The organism is Aureispira sp. CCB-E, from assembly GCF_031326345.1.
Taxonomy (GTDB): Bacteria; Bacteroidota; Bacteroidia; order Chitinophagales; family Saprospiraceae; genus Aureispira.
The window spans coordinates 18851-40436 of sequence record NZ_CP133671.1 but is presented as its reverse complement, the minus strand read 5'-3'; the positions used below and the strand labels follow the sequence as shown (position 1 = coordinate 40436).

Here is a 21586-nt window from a genome sequence, read left to right as displayed (position 1 = left end):
TCTATATAAAGTATTGAAAGGACAATACAAAAAATTATCTAAGATGTATAGAGGCATCCACCAAGTTCAAGTCTTGGACTAGATACTAAGAAAAAGTTAATTGACATACTGGAGAATAAACAAAAGCAAAATAGATAAAGATTATCTCCGTGTTAATGAGAATTAGCACGAAAAGAATAAACGAATTAGATTTATAGGAATATAGATCGAAAGCGTTCATTATGTAAGAAAGCGAACAAAGAGCGTATGGGGGATGCCTAGGCTCTCAGAGAAGACGAAGGACGTGATAAGCTGCGAAAAGCTACGATGAGTCGCAAATAGACGTTAAGAATCGTAGATGTCCGAATGGGGCAACCCAGCTGACTGAAGGTCAGTTACTCGAAAGAGGTAGAACGCAGGGAACTGAAACATCTAAGTACCTGTAGGAGGAGAAAATAAGAAAATGATTCCGTAAGTAGTGGCGAGCGAACGCGGAAAAGCCCAAACCATATAGAGCAATTTATATGGGGTAGAAGGACTGAATAATCTATTACAAAGGAAGAGGAATTGTCTGGGAAGGCAAACCAAAGAGGGTGAGAGTCCCGTATTCGTAAAATTTGTAAAGAGTCAGGATCCTGAGTAGCACGAAACCAGAGGAATTTTGTGTGAATTTGCCGGTACCATCCGGTAAGGCTAAATACTCCTGAGAGACCGATAGCGAACAAGTACCGTGAGGGAAAGGTGAAAAGAACTGCTAGGAGCAGAGTGAAAAGAACCTGAAACCATACGCTTACAAGCGGTCGGAGCGAAAGTGACGGCGTGCCTTTTGCATAATGAGCCTACGAGTTACACTTCACTAGCAAGGTTAAGGTATAGAGTACCGAATCCGTAGGGAAACCGAGTCTGAATAGGGCGAATAAGTTAGTGGAGGTAGACGCGAAACCAGGTGATCTACCCATGAGCAGGTTGAAGTTGTGGTAACACACAATGGAGGACCGCACCAATATACGTTGAAAAGTGTTTGGATGACTTGTGGGTAGGGGTGAAAGGCCAATCAAACCTGGAGATAGCTCGTACTCCCCGAAATGCATTTAGGTGCAGCGTTGGAGTTAATTTGTGATGGAGGTAGAGCTACCGATAGGGCTAGGGGGAGTCAAATCCTACCAACCCCTGACGAACTCCGAATGCCATTACAAAGAACCAGCAGTGAGGCTATGGGTGCTAAGGTCCATAGCCAAGAGGGAAACAACCCAGACCACCAGCTAAGGTCCCCAAGTATATATTAAGTTGAAAGAACGAGGTGGAGTTGCTATGACAGCTAGGATGTTGGCTTGGAAGCAGCCATTCATTTAAAGAGTGCGTAACAGCTCACTAGTCGAGTGACTCTGCGCGGAAAATACTCGGGCATCAAATATATCACCGAAGCTGTGGATCGTAAGATGGTAGGGGAGCATTCTAAGGTCAGCGAAGATGTGCTGTGAGGCATGTTGGAGAGCTTAGAAAAGAAAATGTAGGCATGAGTAACGATAAAATAGGTGAAAGTCCTATTCACCGAAAGACCAAGGATTCCAATTCTATGCAAGACAGAGTTGGGTTAGTCGGGACCTAAGGCAAAGCCGAGAGGCGGCGTCGATGGCGAACTGGTTAATATTCCAGTACTTGCTGTAATTGTGAAGCAGGGACGGAGCAGGCGGTTGGCTGCGAGCTGATGGAATAGCTCGTTGAAGAGTGGACGTAGGATGTGTAGTGAAGTACGCACATCACAGGAAACTCGATAGTACTAGAAACTCTATGGAGTGGATAGATAATGCCATTAGTCATACTTCCAAGAAAAGCTGCTAAACTATAGATTACAGGAACCCGTACCGTAAACCGACACAGGTGGTCGAGGAGAGTATCCTAAGGTGCACGAGAGAATCATGGCTAAGGAACTAGGCAAAATGGGCGCGTAACTTCGGGAGAAGCGTCGCTCGGTGTAAAAACTGAGCCGCAGTGAAGAGGCCCAGGCGACTGTTTAGCAAAAACACAGGACTCTGCGAAGCTGAAAGGCAAAGTATAGGGTCTGACACCTGCCCGGTGCCGGAAGGTTAAGGAAGGGGGTTAGCTTCGGCGAAGCTCTTAACTGAAGCCCCGGTAAACGGCGGCCGTAACTATAACGGTCCTAAGGTAGCGAAATTCCTTGTCGGGTAAGTTCCGACCTGCACGAATGGTGTAACGATCTGGGCACTGTCTCAGCCATGAGCTCGGTGAAATTGAAGTATCGGTGAAGATGCCGATTACCCGCAACGGGACGAAAAGACCCCGTGAACCTTTACTATAGCTTAACGTTGTCTTTGAGTAGTTGATGTGTAGGATAGGTGGGAGACTATGAAGCTGGTACGCTAGTGCTGGTGGAGTCGTTGTTGAAATACCACCCTTCAATTGCTTAGAGACTAACCCCTGTGTGGGGACATCGTTAGGTGGGTAGTTTGACTGGGGTGGTCGCCTCCTAAAAAGTAACGGAGGCTCCCAAAGGTTCCCTCAGCATGGTTGGTAATCATGCAAAGAGCGTATAAGTACAAGGGAGCTTGACTGCGAGACAAACAAGTCGAACAGGTACGAAAGTAGGGTTAAGTGATCCGGTGTTTCTGAATGGAAGGGACATCGCTCAAAGGATAAAAGGTACTCCGGGGATAACAGGCTGATCTCCCCCAAGAGCTCACATCGACGGGGAGGTTTGGCACCTCGATGTCGGCTCGTCACATCCTGGGGCTGGAGAAGGTCCCAAGGGTTGGGCTGTTCGCCCATTAAAGTGGCACGCGAGCTGGGTTCAGAACGTCGCAAGACAGTTCGGTCTCTATCTGTTGTGGGCGTAGGAATATTGAGAAGCTTTGACTCTAGTACGAGAGGACCGAGTTGAACGAACCACTAGTGTATCTGTTGTACAGCCGTGTGCATTGCAGAGTAGCTATGTTCGGAATGGATAAGCGCTGAAAGCATCTAAGCGCGAAGCCAACTTCAAGATGAGTATTCCATGAAGGGACGTTAAAGATGATGACGTAGATAGGTTGCAGGTGGAAGCGCAGTGATGTGTTAGGGAGCCGAGCAATACTAATGACCCGAAAGCTTTCTATTTTTTAAAATAGAAGAATCTATAGCTAAATTGCTTTAGTTTATCTCCACTGTATGTTAATAAATCGACAATAGAAATTGTTGATTAACAAGAAAAAGAAGTTCAGAACAAGAACAGAAGAAACGTCTAGAAATGGACAAAGAATAGTAGGCGGCAATAGCGAAGGGGAGACACCTTTCACCATTCCGAACAAAGAAGTAAAGTCCTTCAGCGCCGATGGTACTGCCTTATGGTGGGAGAGTAGGTCACCGCCTTCTTTTTTTTTCTTAAAAAATCTGTTGAAAAGTTAGGAACAATATGCTAAAAGCGGCGATAAGATCTATAGGATTTTATCGCCGCTTTTTTTGTTATTGGTTACTTCATTTTTAATTTTTGTTTTTTTTGCATAATTACTAGTTCCTTTTTTTGAAATACTACTAAATTCCTTTATTTTTCATATTGCGAGAACTTTTCATGCTGTTTAAGCATTGAAGAAGTTGATAATCTTTAAAAATTATAAATTACAAGGTGTATAATAACTATATTGTTACACTATAAAACACCCAATAAATGTTTGATAAACTTACCGAAAAAGCTCGTCAATCGATATTGAAAGCTCAAGAATATGTTCGAGCAAAAGAGCAACAAGATGTACAAATTTCACATCTATTGAAGGGAATGATGGATATCGAAGACAGTATTGTTTTATTCTTGTTGAAAAAAATATCTATAGATATAGGAGAATTAACAAATAGGCTAAGTTTAATAATGGAGACCTACCCAAAGGTGTATGGAGGTAATAATCATGGAAGCCATTTGTCAACAAATGCTAGCAAAGCAATTCAAGCAGCACAAAGTTTGGCAAAAGATATGGGGGATGAATATGTGGCTTTAGATATGATCTTGGCTGGAATATTTACTGTTAAAAATGATAAAACAGTGAAGTTGCTGGCGTCAATGGGAACCAATGAAAAAGATTTAGGCGCTGCAATTAAGGAATTGAGAAAGGGGAAAAATGTTAATACTCCAAGTGGAGAGAATGAATTTGACGCCTTAAATAAATATGCGGTTAATCTCAATGAGCGTGCTAGAACTGGAAAATTAGATCGAATTATTGGTCGAGATGAAGAAATTCGACGCATTTTGCATATTCTATCTAGAAGGAAAAAGAATAATCCTATTATTATAGGAGAAGCAGGGGTAGGAAAAACCGCTATCGTGGAGGGCTTAGCTTGGCGTATTGTGGATAATGATATCCCAGACAATTTACAGGGAAAAACGTTATTTTCGTTGGATATGGCGGCATTGGTTGCTGGTGCAAAATATAAAGGGGAGTTTGAAGAGCGTTTGAAAGCAGTGGTAAAAGAAGTAACTACATCGGATGATGTAATTTTATTTATAGATGAAATTCATACACTAGTTGGTGCTGGTGGCGGTGGCGGTGGAATGGATGCTGCGAATATTTTAAAACCTGCCTTGGCACGAGGAGAATTGAGAACAATCGGAGCGACTACATTGGATGAATACAGACGTTATATAGAAAAAGATAAAGCCCTAGAACGTCGTTTCCAGAAAGTAAAAGTAGAAGAACCTACAGTCGCAGAGACTATTGCTATATTAAGAGGTCTTAGAGATCGATATGAGACACACCACAAGGTGAGAATTTTGGATAGTGCGCTTATTGCAGCGGCTGAAATGTCTAAGCGCTATGTGAGCGATCGTGCCTTACCTGATAAGGCAATCGATTTAATTGATGAAGCGGCGGCTAAATTGCGTTTAGAGTTAAGCTCTGTTCCTGAAGAGTTAGATGCTTTGGAACGAAAGAAAAGGCAATTAGAAATTGAGAAAGAGGTTGTTAAAAGAGATGGAACAAAAAGCAAAATAGGTGTTATTAATAAGCAGTTGGCAGAAATTTCAGAAGATTTGCTTGAAATGAAGAGCGCTTGGGAATCTGAAAAAGAGTTGATTAATATTATTCAGAGTTGTAAGGCGGTCATGGAGGAGTTTCGTATAGAAGCTGAAGAAGCTCGTCGGAATGGAGATTATGCCAAAGTAGCGGAACTGGAATATGGCAAAATAAAAGAACAGGAAGATATTCTTAAAAATGCACAAGCTGATTTGGATAAGTTGGCTCCTGAAAAAAGGATGACAGACGGAGAAGTTGATGAAAGTGATGTAGCAGATGTTGTGTCTCGTTGGACAGGAATTCCTGTTAGCAAAATGATGGAAAGTGAGCGAGAGAAACTGCTTAAAATGGAGGAAAAAATAGGTGAACGTTTGATTGGACAAGTGGCTGCTGTAAAGGCTGTTTCAGATGCTGTTCGCCGAAGTCGCTCTGGTTTGCAAGATACTAAGAAGCCAATCGGTTCTTTTATATTTATGGGAACAACAGGGGTCGGTAAAACAGAATTGGCTAAAGCTTTGGCAGAGTATCTATTCAATGATGAAAATGCGATTACTCGATTGGATATGAGCGAATATATGGAAAAACATGCCGTCGCTCGTTTGGTAGGACCTCCTCCTGGATATGTTGGTTATGAAGAAGGGGGACAGTTGACCAATGCTGTTCGAGAAAAACCATATTCTATTGTCTTGTTAGATGAAATAGAAAAAGCACATCCTGATACATTCAATATCTTATTACAAGTATTAGATGATGGGCGTTTGACAGACAATAAAGGTCGTGTAGCTGATTTTAAAAATACTATTATCATCATGACTACCAATATGGGGTCTAATATTATCTATGAGAATTTTGATGGTTTGGATGATGTAGATGATAAAAAGCGACAAGAAATTATTGACGCAACTCAGGATGAAGTGATTGAAGCGCTAAAAGATCATATGCGCCCCGAGTTTTTGAATCGTATCGATGAACAAGTAATGTTTACGCCTCTTAATAAGGAAGAGATTAAGAAAATTATGTTGTTAATGTTCAAATCGACTCGAAAAAGAGTACAGCGTCAAGGATATGATATCGAATTGTCTAACAAAGCAATTGACTTTTTAGCTGAAAAAGGATACGAGCCACAATATGGTGCTCGACCAATGAAACGAGTATTGCAACGAGATGTGGACAATGAGCTGTCTAAACATCTACTTTCTGGTGAGTTTGATTTGGGAGATGTGATTTATGTAGATGTTAGCTCCAAAAAAGAATTGACCTTTACAAAGAAAAAAATAGAAAAAAAAGTCCCTAAGAAGGTAGAAGAATAGCTTCAAAAATAATAACTCGTTGCGTTTTTTTCTTAGAAAAAAAATATCACATATTGGTTTGATAATTTGTTTTTTGTTGGGCTGATTAGCTCTAAGAGATCTCAAAATTCTAAAAAATCGAACTTAATGCAGTTTTGTAACGGGCTATTGTTGAAAGAAAAAACAAAAAAATAGGTCTTTGTGTGAACATATTGATCTATTTTTTGTTCTTATTTCGTACATATTTATTAAGTAAAATTTTGAGAACTATTACTTCATTGTTTACTCCCTTATTTGTATTTATATACTAAGCTGTTAGTTAGCATGTTGTTGGCTAATGAGACTAAAATATTGAGCTATTGAAATTTGTTTCAATAGACAAATTTTCATCCAAATGTATGTTTAACTAACGAGTAGTTAAAGCTTTTAAAGACAGGTGTAAAAAGTATGAAGTAATGAAAAATGAGTACCCTTGGCAAACTACTCCATTCGTGATTTAGCAAAACTTTCGGGCATTAAGGCCCATACCATACGAATATGGGAGCAGCGTTATAGCATTATAGAGCCTAAAAGAACAGCCTCTAATATTCGTTATTATACCGATCAGGATTTAAAGTTCTTGATGAACATAGCATTCTTGAATCGCAAGGGCATTCGTATATCCAAAATTGCTAAACTCAGCAAAGAAGAAATTAAGGCGGAAGTTGACAAATTGTCTAAGACAGAAGCAGAGCATACGGATAATTTTCAGGGCTTAGCAATGGCAATGATGGAATTAGACGAATTTAAAATGGGAAAAATATTGACCAAATGTTTTTCGCAAAATGGTGTCGAAGATACTATCTTGAATGTATTAGCGCCTTTTCTAGAGAAAGCTAGTTTGCTTTGGTTGACGGGATCAATTAGTGCTATGCATGAGCAATTTGCAAGTTGTGTTATCCGTCGAAGAATTTTGACAGAAATTACGAAATTAAAAGTAAAAAAAGGCAATGGATTGCCTAAGGTTTTGCTTTACTTGCCAGAAGGTGACCAACAGGAACTATACCTCATGTTTGTTCAGTATTTGTTGAAAAAACGGAATGTCAATGTTGTTTATTTGGGGACTAAAGTAGTTATTGAAGATTTGCAGTTGGCTACTTCCATACACCAGCCCAATTTTATTTATACGATTATATCAGAGCGCCACAAACGTTATGTATCAGAAAGTTATGTTAAGCAGTTGAGTGATGGCATCGAAACACCTCACTTGCTGATTTCTGGTTTTCAGCATACTCCAAAACAATCTGAGTCTCCAGAAAATGTAACTGTTTTAGACGATTTAAATGACCTAATCGAATTCTTTGCCAACTAATACGTGTATTGTGGTATTTTTATCTTAACTAATCTCCTTTTCATCTTAAAAGCGTTACTTTTGTAGTAGCTATATGTTATGTTTTAATTGGCATATTGTATACGAATGATAATTATGGAATTAACTGCTTTTTTGAATTACCTAGAGTACGAACGCCGTTACTCAAAACACACTATTACAGCTTATAAGCGTGATTTAACGCAGTTCATAACCTATCTAAAGGATCTATATGATTTAAATGAATGGGCTAAACTAAAATCGATCCACCTACGCTCGTGGGTGGTTGCTTTGATGCAACAGGAATTAAGTGCTACATCAATTCATCGAAAAATATCTTCTCTCAAAACATATCATAAGTTTTTGTTGACGACTCAGCGTATTTCGAACCAATCTTTCCCACAAGTGTTATTACCTAAAAAATCGGAGCGATTACCAGCTTTTGTAGAAAAGAGCCAATTGAATAAATTGCAAACGAAGGTTGTTTTTCCTGACGGCTTTTCAGGATTGAGAGATTATTTGATTTTAGAAATATTGTACGTCACAGGTATGCGTCGAAGTGAAGTTATTAATATGAAATGGTCGGATGTTGATTTTCAAAATCAACACTTTAGAATAGAGGGGAAAGGAAATAAAGTTCGATTGGTCCCATTCGGAAAGCCTTTAAAGGAAACGTTGTTGAATTATGAACAGCTTGTCCAAGAAACTTTTCTGGAGAATCAAGAAACTGTTGTCTTTTTAACAGATAAGGGGCGCCCAATGTATCCTAAATTTGTATACAATAAAGTCAAACATTATTTATCTTTGATTACAACTGCTCAAAAAAGAAGCCCTCATGTTTTAAGGCATTCTTTTGCAACACATTTAGCAAATAATGGAGCAGATTTGAATGCTATAAAGGAATTGTTGGGGCATGCAAATTTGGCAGCAACACAAGTGTATACCCACAATTCGATTGAGCAGCTGAAAAAGGTGTACGAACAGGCACATCCGAAGGCAAAAAAATAGTGATTTTATCTTTTATTAGTAACACTAAAGCTAATCAACGACCACAGGTTAACAGCGCAGCTAACTACTACTTTTATAAAATAAAACAGAAAAGAATTTAGAAATGGATAATTTGGGAAAACAAAGGCTTGGAAAATTGGGGATGGAATTGATTTGGTGGTTATTGACAGCAGTAGTGGCATGGATTGTGACAAAACCCTTGTGGAGTGAATTTGTGCGGCAGGAATTTATTTATGAATTGATTTTATTTATTATCATTTTTATCACGTATACTCGATACTTGTTCCTATTGAAATATACCTTTTTATCGCATTTTCAAATAGGGAAATTTATCTTAATTTTCGCCAGTATTCCTTTGACTTTTTATTTGATACAGATGTTTTTTAATTATCAAGATTTTTTGGAACGTCAGAGTGATGGAATGGAAGAGTATCAGATTTATTTTAGGTCAGATATTACGTTTAGCGAACATGGAAAAGTGTTGGCTTATATGACCAAGGTGTATAGCTTTTTTGCATTGAGTGCAATTATAGCAGTAGTGATTTCTCCATTTAGATTATTATTATCTTTTTGGCGGGTGTACAATAAAGTCGGAACAGTGTAATATTCTAGTTATAGTTATGCTAATTGCTGAATATAGGTATGTTATGTGTCTAGTTCTTAGTATTATTATACCATATCATATTGTGTAATCGAGCTTCTATCTACATAAATGGTGTATATAGAATGCTAATTGAACGTAATTTATGAAACAGCTGAGCATATTTTTACCTATATTTTTAATGCCTTTGTTGTTATTGGCACAACAAACACTAGATCCAAAATTTGAGAAAAAAATAGAGGAACTAATTGAGCACAGTGTGCCTGTTATTTCTTGCGAACGTTTGGAGCAAAAAGTGAACACCCCCAATCTTTATTTGCTGGATGCACGAGAAAAGAAAGAGTACGAAACATCTCATTTGAAAGATGCTGTTTGGGTAGGTTATGATACGTTTTCTCCCGAACGACTAACCATGGTTCCAAAGGATGGTATTGTGGTGGTTTATTGTTCTGTAGGGTATCGAAGCGAAAAAATAGGAGAACAACTAAAAAAAATGGGATATTCCAGAGTCTATAATTTATACGGAGGCATTTTTGAATGGACGAACCGAACTTATCCTTTGGTTAATCTTCAAAATGAGGTAACGACTAAAGTACATGCTTATAATCGTGATTGGGGACGTTGGTTGAATAAAGGGGAAAAAGTATATTAAATTAATACGATTTTTTAACGGAATAATGAGTATTTATTCCCTTTCTTTATTGAGGCGAATTATTATGATAAATAAATCGAAATATGAAATTTCCAAAAGCAAATGAGTACAATAGCTACTTTAAAACTTATATAGATCATTTACCAGAGGGGGATCCTATAGAATTGTTACAAAAAGCACAGGCTTATTCATTAAGGATACTTCGAAAAATTCCTAAAGAGGTTGCCAATTACCGATACGAAGAGGGCAAATGGAGTATCAAAGAATTGGTATTGCATATGGTTGATTGCGAGCAAATTTTGAGTTACCGTGCGTTGCGTTTTGCTAGGGGAGATTTTCAAAGTGCGTTGCCTTTTGACGAAGATAAATATGCTACAGCTGCTAATTTAGAACAAATAGACTGGGAATATTTATTGACTTCTACAGAGTTATTAAGACAGTTTACCATCCATTTATTTAAGGGATTTACAGAAGAGGAACAAGTTTTGGGAGGAAGCAAGGCGTTTCCAAGTACGGTACGAGCTGTAGCTGCTATTATAGCAGGACATCAGCTACACCATACTTATGTTTTGCAAGAACGTTATTTAAAAGAATCTGTTGAGCCGTTCAATTTATAAGGTGATTTATTGGAACGATATTAGAAATTTTGCTTCAAAAATGACGTTGAAGCGCTTGTGGAATGCCCTCAAAGTTTATAGCTCTTTTTATTTGACAAAGTGGCTCAAACGCCCTATTCAATGGGGCTTGCCTTTTTCTATCTCAATAGAACCTACCACTGCTTGCAACTTGCGTTGCCCTGAATGTCCAAGTGGTTTGCGGGCATTTACAAGAGATACGGGAAATTTGAAAGAAGATTTTTTTCGGAAAATTATAAATGAAATTGGAGATCAACTCTTCTACCTTACTTTTTATTTTCAAGGAGAGCCGTATATCAACCCTAAGTTTTTGGAGATGGTCGCTTATGCCCATCAAAAAGGAATTTATACCTCTACTTCTACCAATGCCCATTTTTTGAATGATAAAAATGCTAAGGCAACGATAGAGTCAGGACTGGATCGTTTAATTATTTCTATTGATGGAACGACTCAAGAGGTTTATGAAGCCTATCGGAAAGAAGGAAATCTGGAGAAAGTACTGGAAGGAGCTAGAAATATTGTTAAATGGAAAAAAAAGCTGCAATCTCCAACACCGCATATTATTTTTCAATTTTTAGTGGTTCGACCCAATGAGCATCAAATTGAAGAGGTATATGAATTGGCAAAAGAGATTGGAGCTGATGAGGTTAAACTCAAAACAGCCCAGATATATGATTATAAAAATGGAAATGCTCTTATCCCTACAATAGATAAATATGCTCGTTATGCGGAACAAAAGGATGGGACTTATGTTATTAAAAATGAATTGTTGAATCACTGTTGGAAACTTTGGCATTCTTGTGTGATTACTTGGGATGGTTGGGTGGTTCCTTGTTGTTTTGATAAAGATGCTACCTATCGTTTAGGGAGTTTAAAGCATACCTCATTTGAACAAGTATGGAAAGACAAGCCCTATCAGAATTTTCGGGCAACTTTACTGAAAGGACGAGATCAAATTGATATTTGTACCAACTGCACAGAAGGATGTAAGGTTTGGCATTGATTGTTGTTTATTTTGTTGTGAATGAGTTTTTTGAGTTGAAGGCTACTATTGGATTTTAAGAAAAATTATTATGATAATAACGAACAAAATTTATTTTATTTTTATATTTTCTATTCTGTTGTTGAGCTGTGAATCTAAGGTTGAAGATTCTAATGCAACAACAAAGGAGCAAGCAGCTATCAAAAGAGTCCCTAATGAAATAGTGAGTGGTAACGGAGTCTCTGTAGGAGTATACGATTATGACCACTTTAAAAGCTATTTGGAGGCAAACAATGATACGACATATGTGATTAATTTTTGGGCAACTTGGTGCAAACCATGTGTAGAAGAATTGCCTTATTTTGAGCAATTGTATCAAAACTATAAAGATAAGAATGTTCGTTTGATTTTAGTTAGCCTAGATTTTGAAGACAAAATTGACTCAAAATTGATCCCCTTTATGGAACAAAATCAACTAAAAGGGGAGGTGCTTGTTTTGAAACAGCAAGGAATGAATGATTGGATTGATAAAATAAACCCAACTTGGTCTGGCGCGTTGCCCGCTACACTTATTTATAATCAAAAAAAACGTGCTTTTTTTGAGCAGAGTTTTGAATATGAAGCCTTGGAGACAAGACTAAAAGAGTTTTTATAGCATTAACACGCAACAGCAGCGAACCGAGTTATGCGAGTTGATGACCGCAGGGAGTAACAAAGTTAATCAACGACCACGAAGTAGCAGCATAGCTAACTACCAAATATCATTACTCCGTTGAAAAATCGTATTAGTTTGATTATCAGTAAGATGTGCTTTTATTGGCTTTTGTCCTAAAATACTGATAATCAAACTAATGCAAGATGATTTTTTACGTTTTTACTTCGTGAGCCTACGGGGTTGTAGGAAAACTAAAAAATCAACGGAGTATTAAAATATAATAAGTACTAAAAAATAAAAAACAATTTTATTATACCATCTAAAAAAACAACTATGGCAATCTTGAAACAAAGTGTTTTAATGCTTTTATTTCTTGTTTTTGTAGCATCATGTTCTAATGAAGCACCCCAAGAAGAAGCAAAATCAACAACTGAAGAAACAACTGCATCAGCAGCACCTGAAAAAAAAGAAGAAGCAAAACCAACAGTCGTTGGCTACCAAGTTGGAGACATTGCTACCGATTTTACATTGAAAAATGTAGATGGAAATATGCTGTCAATGGCTGATTATCCAGATGCCAAAGGTTATGTTATTGTGTTCACTTGTAATCATTGCCCATATTCTATTGCTTATGAAGATCGTTTGATTGAGTTGGACAAAAAATACAAAGAATTGGGGTACCCTGTGATAGCAATCAACCCTAATGATCCAGAAGTAAATGAGGATGATAGTTATGACAAAATGATTGTCCGTGCAGAAGAAAAAGGATTTACATTTCCTTATTTGATGGATGAAGGGCAAAAAATTTATCCTCAATATGGAGCTACTAAAACACCACATGTTTATGTCGTTAATAAGACAGAAGAAGGAAACAAAGTAGCTTATATCGGAGCTATTGACGATAGCAAAGATCCTGCTGCTGTTAAGGAACATTACTTGGCAAATGCGCTAGATGCTTTAATTAAAGGAGAAGCACCTAATCCTAGTTTTACAAAAGCATTTGGCTGCTCTGTTAAATGCAAAAAGCCAGAAGATAAGATTTAATATTAGCTAAAATATTAGTGACTTAGACTTATTTCTAGAGAAAAAATTTGAGGCAGACTCTTAGCATTAGCAAGAGTCTGTTTTTTATAATAAAAAAAGCTCTCTTCAAAAATGAAAAGAGCTTAGATATGCTTGGAGCACAGAATAAAATGTGCCCATATTTTAAGACCACGAAGTTGCAGTGCCGCTAATTATTGTTTAGTAAGCACGAGCAAATAAAATGCGTTGCTTAGAAGGTTTACCAGTTAAAATACAAGTTCCTTCCCCTTCCTCTCCAAATAAAGGCTCTAGAGGAATACAACGAGAAGTTGCTTTCGTCAATTCCTTGATTTTAAGTTCTGTCTCTGTAGTACCGTCCCAATGAGCATAAGCAAACCCACCTTCCTTAACTACTGTTACAAATTCCTCCCAAGTATCTACTTTGGTTGTCTTTTCGTCTCGGAATTTTTTAGCGCGATTGAATAGGTTGTTTTGAATGTCTTCTAACAATTGCTCAACATGATCTGCAATGCCATCTAATGCAACAGATTCCTTAGTTTTTTCATCTCGACGAGCGACTTCAACAACACCTTTTTCTAAGTCACGTTTTCCAATTGCCAAACGGACAGGAACCCCTTCCATTTCATATTGTGCAAATTTGAAACCAGGACGTTTTTTCTTGTCTATATCATATTTTACAGAAATGCCTTTTTCTTTTAGGGCATGCATAATATTTTCTACTGCCGCATTGATTTCATCGTTAGGTTTAGGCACGGGCACTATAACTACTTGAATTGGTGCTAAACGAGGAGGCAATACCAAACCTTCGTCATCAGAGTGCATCATAATTAAAGCACCCATCAAACGAGTAGAAACTCCCCAAGAAGTAGCCCATACATATTCCTCTTTGTTGTTTTCGTTCAAAAACTTAACATCAAAGGCTTTAGCAAAATTTTGCCCTAAGAAATGAGAAGTACCAGATTGCAATGCTTTGCCATCTTGCATCAATGCTTCGATGGTATAGGTGTTGTCAGCTCCAGCAAAACGTTCATGAGCTGTTTTTTCTCCTTTGTACAAAGGAATAGCCATCACAGACTCTACAAAGTCAGCATAAACATCTAGCATTGTACGAGCTTCTTGTTGCGCTTCTTCTTTTGTGGCATGTGCTGTATGCCCTTCTTGCCATAAAAATTCTGCTGTGCGCAAGAAGGGGCGAGTACGCATTTCCCAACGCAGAACATTAGCCCATTGGTTAATTAACAAGGGTAAATCACGATAAGAATGAATCCAATCTCTATAAGTATCCCATATAATAGTTTCAGAAGTAGGACGAATAATCAGTTCTTCTTCTAGTTTAGCATTCGGATCAACTACCACCCCATTTCCATTTGGGTCATTCATCAACCTATGATGGGTAACAACAGCACATTCTTTGGCAAAACCTTCTACATGGTCTGCTTCACGACTCAAAAAGCTTTTAGGGATAAGCAGCGGGAAATAAGCATTTACATGTCCTGTTTCTTTGAAACGTCGATCTAAGTCAGCCTTAATTTTTTCCCAGATGGCAAAACCATAAGGTTTGATGACCATACAGCCACGTACCTTTGAGTTGTTTGCCAAGCCTGCTTTGTTCACAATATCAAGGTACCATTGAGAGTAGTCCTCGGACTGTGATGTAATTTCCTTAGCCATTTTTTGTGGTATATTTTTTGTAGTTTAATAAATAAAAAAAAGATTGTTTTAGGTCTCAATACAAACTTTAACCTGTGTTAAAGTAGGTTGTAAATCAAAATTTTAACAACTTATTGACCCAAAAAAACGTATCTTTATAAGAAAGAAGACACAAATTTATAATTTTTAATCAATTATCTAAGAACAAACTTACTGTTTAATTATTATAATCCACTTAGCTTTCCAAAGAAGGATAGATAAATGGAATAAGTTGATTCTTAAACTTAGAAGTTATAAAAAACAATAGTTAGCAGCAGTGCAACTAACTAAAAGCGCAGTGCTCATGAAGTAAATTAATATGAATGTGCTTTTTTGTCTTTTTGATTAAAAAGAACAAAGTAGTCTAATTTTCTAATCTATTTTCCAACACGCACACTTTTAACAAAAGTTGTTTTGAATCAAAACTCAATAATATGAAATCAAAATATCTATCTATTTTCTTTAGTACTGCATTTTGTTTTGCATTACAATCTAGTTTTGCGCAAAACGATAACATGCAATATGACGATATCTACTTCGATGGAGTAGAAGAGAATGTTGTTTATAAAGAAAATAAAAACCAAACGACGCCAAATAGTTCCCCTGAACTAGAAGTTTATGAAGATGAAATAGTAGAGACAGAAACAGTAAAGGGCGGAGCTTATGAAGATTATCCTATTGATGAAAATTATGAGCCTTATGATTATGAGTATTCTTCTAGAGTACGTCGTTTTCATGCTCCAGCAACAGGATTTGCCTACTACAGCGATTATTATGTAGATAATTATTGGTACAATACCTACGATCCGTATGCTTATGGAACGAGTATTTATATCTCTCCAGGCTACTCTTATGGTTGGGGTTGGGGAAATGTTTATAGCTATGGCTATGGAGGTTGGTATGGACGCCGCTACTACGGAAATCCTTGGGGAGGCTGGCATTATCACCGTCATTATCCTTATTATGGCTCTAATTGGAATTGGGGCTGGGGTGGTTATTACAATGGTTATAATAATGGTTGGTGTGATGGCTACCGAGCTGGTTCTTGGGCTTCTAATTATGGATATAACTATTATGCAGTATCGACGCCAAACGCAACAAATTATGTACCTGTAAGAGGGCGTAGAGGTTCTGACGCTGTTCGCACTAGAGGTGCTCACACAAGTAGAGGACCTGGAGGACGTATGGTAAATACGGGGAATAGCAATAGTTCTGCTAATTCTGCTGTTGCAGATCGTAGTTTGTCCGTAGGGAGAAATGGAGCGGTTAGAAGTGGAAGAACGGTTAATACCAATACTGGTGTGCGTACTAGTACGGTTGCGCCTTCGGCGACAACAAGAGTGCCAAGTGGAGGACGTTCGAATGCAGGAACCCGAACAATAACAACAACGGATAGTAGAGGTCAAACAGTACGTACAACGACAACTCCTACTCGTACTACCATTGTTAGAACAAGAGGGAATTCAACAACTCCTGCAACAACTAATCCAACAAGAATAAGTCCTTCTAGAACAAGTCCAACTAGAAACACTTATACGCCATCTAATAATAATAATCCGTATACCACACCACGTGCCAATACATATACGCCATCTAGAAGCACAACGCCGTCTAGGAGTACAGCACCATCTAGAACTTACACACCAAGCCGTTCGACAACGCCTTCTAGAACCTACACGCCAAGTCGGTCAACAACACCTTCTAGAAGCTATACACCAAGTCGTAGTGCAAGTCCTTCGAGAAGTAGTAGTTCCTCCTCAAGAGGTAGCAGTTCTTCAAGAGGTAGTTCTAGCTCTTCGAGAAGTAGTCGAGGCGGAAGAAGATAAATAAAGAATTGTAACAATATATAAAAGAAGTAGAATGGGAAACTGTTCTACTTTTTTTGTTTTGTAGACTATTCTAAAGTTTAATACTCCGTTGCTTTTTTAGTTTTTCTACGACCCCGTAGGCTCACGAAGTAAAAACATAAAAAAGTATCTTGCATTAGTTTAGCTTTGTTACTTCCTTCGGTCGTGAGCTCGCACAGCTCGGTTCGCTGCTACTTCGTGGTACTGTGTGAGGGCTTTGCCGTTGATTATCCGTCTTTTAGTGTGAAGGTTGATAGGAGTGTATGTTGTTGATAATTAAATTGATACGATTTTTAATGGAGTAATGAAAGTTAGTAGTTACAATTCTTTAGTTCTCTGAGTTTGGATTCGTTTTATATCTCATAGTTGATAACCTTGAGTAGATTTTTTTTGTTAAACTTTTAAACTAGTTGTTAATAAAGGAATCTAAGTGACTAAATGGAACAATTTTTTCTTGTATTAATATGATAATACATACAATTTAAGTTTGTAAAAATCGTTGGAGCGACTATGTTTTGTGACTAATCAAAAATACTTGAGTAATAAATTAAATGCCTAATGCCTTCAACAATAGTTCGTAGAAACCACGAAGTAGCAGCGTAGCTAACTACTACTTCAAAAGACGTTATAAAAATAGATATTAGGCATACGATAAAAAATACAGACACACCACTAAATATTAAGTATATGAAATCCACTTTTATTCTTATTTTCTTTTTCTTTATTTACTCCCAAAGTCAAGCACAAGTAACTTCAGATGCATTATTGTTTAGTGAAAATCACCAAACAGTAACCGCTCGCTCAATGGCTTTGGGGAATGCTTTAGGTGCCTTAGGTGGTGATATGTCAACAGCAAATCTCAATCCCGCAGGTATGGCTATTTATAGAAGAATGGAATTGGGGCTTTCGCTAGGAGCTATGTTTGATAATACAACCACTAATTTTTTAGGGAATCAAACAAAAGACCGCTTGTCGCAATTTTCATTTGGTAATGTAGGGTTGGTAATTGCTGCACCTACAAGACGAAGCAGAACCGACTGGAAGTCGGTAAATATTGGATTGACGTTCAACCGAATTTCTAATTTTGCGCGTAATTTTACCTATCAGGGCGTTTCTACTGGTTCTAGAGTACAATCATTTGCTGAGAACTCAGCAGGGGTATCAACTAAAAACTTAGATCCTTATGAAGGTTGGTTGGCGTATAATGCTTATCTGATGGATAGCGTAGCTGGAGGATATATCCCTAATGGAGGACTATCTGACACGAGCTATACGTATAAGTATCAAAATGTAAGAAGAACAGGTGGTGTCAATGAGTTAGGATTTACAATTGGAGGAAATTACAACAACAAACTATATTTAGCCGCAACGATAGGAGTTGACTTTATGGAAATGAACGAAGATCGTTTGTATCAAGAAACGAGTGATAGCCTAGATTTTCGTGCGTTGGATTTTACCGAAAATCGAAATGTCAAAGGGACAGGAATAAATCTGAAAGTAGGTATGATATATCGAATTAATAAGCTTGTTAGAGTTGGTTTTGCCGTGCATACACCAACCGCTTATCGTTTGATAGATTCTTACAATACTGGTCTTTATGGGGAAATTGTGTACGATAGTGTTTTGCAAAAAACAAACTATGCAATGGAAGATGCAGAGCCTTATGTCTTACAACATGATTTGGCAACACCTTGGGTGTTTATGGGAAGTGTTGGTGTTGTTATTCCTAAACGAGGTTTTATTGGACTAGATGTAGAATACAGTGATTATGGTTGGGCGTCTTTCTCCTTATTAGCTAACGAACGCACAGCAGCCAACAATCAATTTATCAATGATTTGAATCGTCGAGTAGAATCTAGTTATAAAGGAGTGCTAAAAGCTAGATTAGGAGCAGAAATAGCCTTGGGCTTAGCTCGCATTCGTTTGGGATACCAGTTTCAAACTTCACCTTATGAAATTGGCATAGATGGCGTAACAGATTTGCGCCATGATATTAGTGCAGGATTTGGTTTAAGATGGAAGCATTTTTATTTGGATTTTGCTTATTCTCATACGCTTAAAGATTTTGAGTATTCTCCTTATACATCCTCTACAACTATCCAACGCATAACAGGGGCTTCACAAACTGGGCACGCGATGTTGACTATTGGAGCATTAATTTTTAGAGATAGATCCGATTCTTAAAGTGTTGCAAAATAAGTTATTGAAAACTGATGAAGCTTGCTGGCTTAATTCAAGGCTTTGGTCAGTGGCGAAAAATATCTGAAAACTCTATAAAAACGCACGCATTTTCAAGTATATCTGAAGATGTGTGCGTTTTTCTTGTAGAGCAATTACCCCACGACCTGAATCTTAGCAAACTTGAGCATAATACGCTTTTCACCAACGCCATCTTCAAAGAAAATCGTAGCAACTTTACTACTACCATTGCCGTCAATAGCCACGATTTTTCCACTACCAAAACGCTCATGCAAGATCTTGGCTCCCGCAACGATTTGAGATATTGGGCTTGCTTTGAAATTAGCCATTTTTTGAGCCTGCTTGTTATTCCCTTTATTCATAGGGCTAAAGCGATTTCTATTCTTTTTAGGGAATTGAGATACTTTGGCTCTGGCGGTTGTGCTAGACAGATCTAAATATTTAGGAGAAATTTCTTCCAAGAAACGGCTAGAGTTATTATACACCATATTGCCAAAACGATAACGACTAGAAGCATAGGATAAGGTTAGTAGTTGCTCAGCTCTTGTGACAGCCACATAGAACAAACGGCGTTCTTCATCAACAGCAGCACGAGCATTTTTAGCCCGTAGTGACATCATGGATGGGAATAGATTCTCTTCGAGTCCTACAATAAAAATTGATTTGTATTCTAACCCTTTGGAAGAGTGTACCGACATAAGTTTTACACGTTTCACTTCCTCTTCATCTTTGTCAATATCGGTCAATAAAACCACATTTTGAAGATAACTGGCTAAGCTTTTGTCTTCTATGTTGGTGTTGAATTCATCAATTTCATCGTCTTCTACAAAAGCTTTAATACCGTCCAATAACTCTGTTACGTTTTCAACTCGATTTTGTGCTTCTACAGTTTTTTCTTTTTGGATATCTTTGATAATGCCTGTCATTTTGACGACATATTTTGCCAATTCATAAGCTGTAACTTCTTCCATCCGTTGTTGAAACATTTCTATTTGTGCTACAAATTGCTTAATAGAATTTTCTGTACGCTTAGGTAAAGCAGCATGTTGGACATTTGTTAGAATCGTCCAAAGGGATAGGTTTTCATTTTCTGCGATTGTTGTTAATTTAGCAATTGACGTTGCCCCAATTCCTCTAGTAGGGTAGTTGATAATTCGTTTTAAACCTTCTTCATCTTTTGGATTAACAATTACTCTCAAATAGCCTAAAACATCTTTTACTTCTTTTCTATCGTAAAAAGAAGTCCCCCCATAAATTTTGTAAGGAATACGATGCCCTTTTAGTGCTTCCTCAAATACACGAGACTGTGCATTGGTTCTATATAGAATTGCAATGTCATCATTGGTAATATGATAGCGATTTTTTTGTTCTACAATCATGTCAACAACTTTGCGAGCTTCTTCTGTATCTGTCATGGCGCGAATAACCCGAATTGGTTCTCCCCCGCCTTTAGACGTAAAAATTGTTTTCTTGATTTGTTTGCTATTTCTAGAAATGATATCGTTGGCCGCTTGGACAATATAATTGGTAGAACGATAATTTTGCTCTAGCTTAAAGACCGTAATGTCAGGAAATTCTTTCTCGAAATCGAGAATGTTTTGAATGGTTGCTCCACGAAAAGCGTAGATACTTTGAGCATCGTCTCCTACCACACAAATATTCTTAGTACTTCCTGGGTAAGTAATCAATTTTTGAATGATAGAATATTGCAATTGATTGGTATCTTGAAACTCATCTACTAAAATGTATTTAAAGCGTTTTTGATACTTTTCTAAGACATTTTCGGGGTTCTCATCTAGCAAACGATACATTTGATACAACAAATCATCAAAGTCCATAGCGCCAGAGCGCATACATTTTTTTACATAAAGGTCATAAATTTTATAAATGTAGGGCATTTTTCGCTGTTTGTCCTCTTTGATACGTTCTATATCTAGAGCATAGTCTTCTGGAGAAACTAAATTGTTTTTAGCCAAAGATATGCGACTATAAACAGCAGATGCATTATAAACTTTACTATCAAGCCCTCGTTTTTTGACAATTTCGGTAATGGCACTTTTCGCGTCTTGACTATCATAAATAGAAAAGTCTGAAGGGAAGCCAATTTTGGAAGCTTCACTACGTAATATTCTAGCAAAAATAGAGTGAAACGTACCTGCCCAAATATTGTTGGCATTATCTCCAGCTACTTTGGCAATACGCTCTTTCATTTCCTTGGCAGCTTTGTTGGTAAAAGTTAGTGTCAAAATTTCCCAAGGAGGAATACCAGATTCTATTAGATGAGCAATTCGAAAGGTCAATACACGTGTTTTGCCTGATCCAGGACCTGCTATGATTAATGCAGGACCAGTAATGTGGGTAACTGCTTTGCGTTGGATTTCGTTGAGTTCGTCCAAATAGCTCATAATGTGGTTATTGTTTCGATTTTGTTAAAATATGCTAAAATATGTCGTTAAATAGGGTTTTCTTCCAAAAAGGAGAACAAAAGTACGAATTAATCTGTCTTTAATAATAGAAATAGAGTTAAACAAACTAAAAAAAATGCTTATAATTTTTAAATGTGGGCATGATTTTTATCTTTTTAAGAAGAAGGAGTAATCCACTATTAAGAACCGAGTTTGCGTGTTGATGACCAACCAATGAGCTCACAGAACGCAGCTA

Annotated in this window: 13 protein-coding genes and 2 rRNA genes; 13 read left to right on the top strand and 2 right to left on the bottom strand. The window is 37.5% G+C overall.

The window, feature by feature from the left end:
* The first annotated feature begins 225 nt into the window (after positions 1–225).
* From QP953_RS00165 to QP953_RS00115, 11 genes are all read left to right on the top strand, one after another.
* Positions 226–3093: ribosomal RNA gene (locus QP953_RS00165) — 23S ribosomal RNA — on the top strand.
* A gap of 144 nt (positions 3094–3237) precedes the next feature.
* Positions 3238–3348 (top strand): 5S ribosomal RNA (rrf, locus tag QP953_RS00160).
* 292 nt (positions 3349–3640) lie between these two features.
* Positions 3641–6286, top strand: a complete 2646-nt coding sequence (locus QP953_RS00155) for an ATP-dependent Clp protease ATP-binding subunit (protein WP_052596820.1) — start codon at positions 3641–3643, stop codon at positions 6284–6286.
* 451 nt (positions 6287–6737) lie between these two features.
* Positions 6738–7616, top strand: a complete 879-nt coding sequence (locus tag QP953_RS00150; RefSeq protein WP_052596822.1) for a MerR family transcriptional regulator — start codon at positions 6738–6740, stop codon at positions 7614–7616.
* A 114-nt stretch (positions 7617–7730) separates the two neighbouring features.
* The gene (locus QP953_RS00145; protein WP_052596823.1) at positions 7731–8621 is read left to right on the top strand and encodes a tyrosine-type recombinase/integrase; all 891 of its coding nucleotides are present in this window, start codon (positions 7731–7733) and stop codon (positions 8619–8621) included.
* A 103-nt stretch (positions 8622–8724) separates the two neighbouring features.
* Entirely contained in the window at positions 8725–9225 is a 501-nt protein-coding gene (locus QP953_RS00140; RefSeq protein ID WP_052596827.1) for a hypothetical protein, read from the top strand.
* A 142-nt stretch (positions 9226–9367) separates the two neighbouring features.
* Entirely contained in the window at positions 9368–9874 is a 507-nt protein-coding gene (locus QP953_RS00135) for a rhodanese-like domain-containing protein (RefSeq protein ID WP_309553619.1), read from the top strand.
* Between the two features lie 83 nt (positions 9875–9957).
* Complete coding sequence (locus QP953_RS00130; RefSeq protein WP_309553618.1) at positions 9958–10491, top strand: DinB family protein; 534 nt, start codon at positions 9958–9960, stop codon at positions 10489–10491.
* A 40-nt stretch (positions 10492–10531) separates the two neighbouring features.
* Positions 10532–11512 carry a radical SAM/SPASM domain-containing protein gene (locus QP953_RS00125; protein ID WP_052597058.1) on the top strand — a complete coding sequence of 327 codons (981 nt, stop codon included), beginning with the start codon at positions 10532–10534 and terminating at the stop codon, positions 11510–11512.
* Between the two features lie 70 nt (positions 11513–11582).
* Complete coding sequence (locus QP953_RS00120; RefSeq protein WP_309553617.1) at positions 11583–12146, top strand: TlpA disulfide reductase family protein; 564 nt, start codon at positions 11583–11585, stop codon at positions 12144–12146.
* A gap of 339 nt (positions 12147–12485) precedes the next feature.
* Positions 12486–13190 carry a thioredoxin family protein gene (locus QP953_RS00115; RefSeq protein WP_052597060.1) on the top strand — a complete coding sequence of 235 codons (705 nt, stop codon included), beginning with the start codon at positions 12486–12488 and terminating at the stop codon, positions 13188–13190.
* A 198-nt stretch (positions 13191–13388) separates the two neighbouring features.
* Here QP953_RS00115 and proS read toward each other — a convergent pair whose 3' ends face one another.
* Entirely contained in the window at positions 13389–14861 is a 1473-nt protein-coding gene (proS, locus tag QP953_RS00110) for a proline--tRNA ligase (RefSeq protein WP_309553616.1), read from the bottom strand.
* 452 nt (positions 14862–15313) lie between these two features.
* Here proS and QP953_RS00105 point away from each other — a divergent pair, with 452 nt between their 5' ends.
* Both QP953_RS00105 and QP953_RS00100 read left to right on the top strand, forming a co-directional pair.
* Positions 15314–16705 (top strand): hypothetical protein, encoded by a 1392-nt coding sequence (locus QP953_RS00105; protein WP_309553615.1) that lies wholly within the window; start codon positions 15314–15316, stop codon positions 16703–16705.
* Between the two features lie 708 nt (positions 16706–17413).
* On the top strand, positions 17414–18910 hold the full coding sequence (locus tag QP953_RS00100) for an aromatic hydrocarbon degradation protein (RefSeq protein ID WP_309553614.1): 1497 nt from the start codon (positions 17414–17416) through the stop codon (positions 18908–18910).
* Between the two features lie 149 nt (positions 18911–19059).
* Here QP953_RS00100 and QP953_RS00095 read toward each other — a convergent pair whose 3' ends face one another.
* Entirely contained in the window at positions 19060–21330 is a 2271-nt protein-coding gene (locus QP953_RS00095; protein WP_052596839.1) for an ATP-dependent helicase, read from the bottom strand.
* Between the last annotated feature and the right edge of the window lie 256 nt (positions 21331–21586).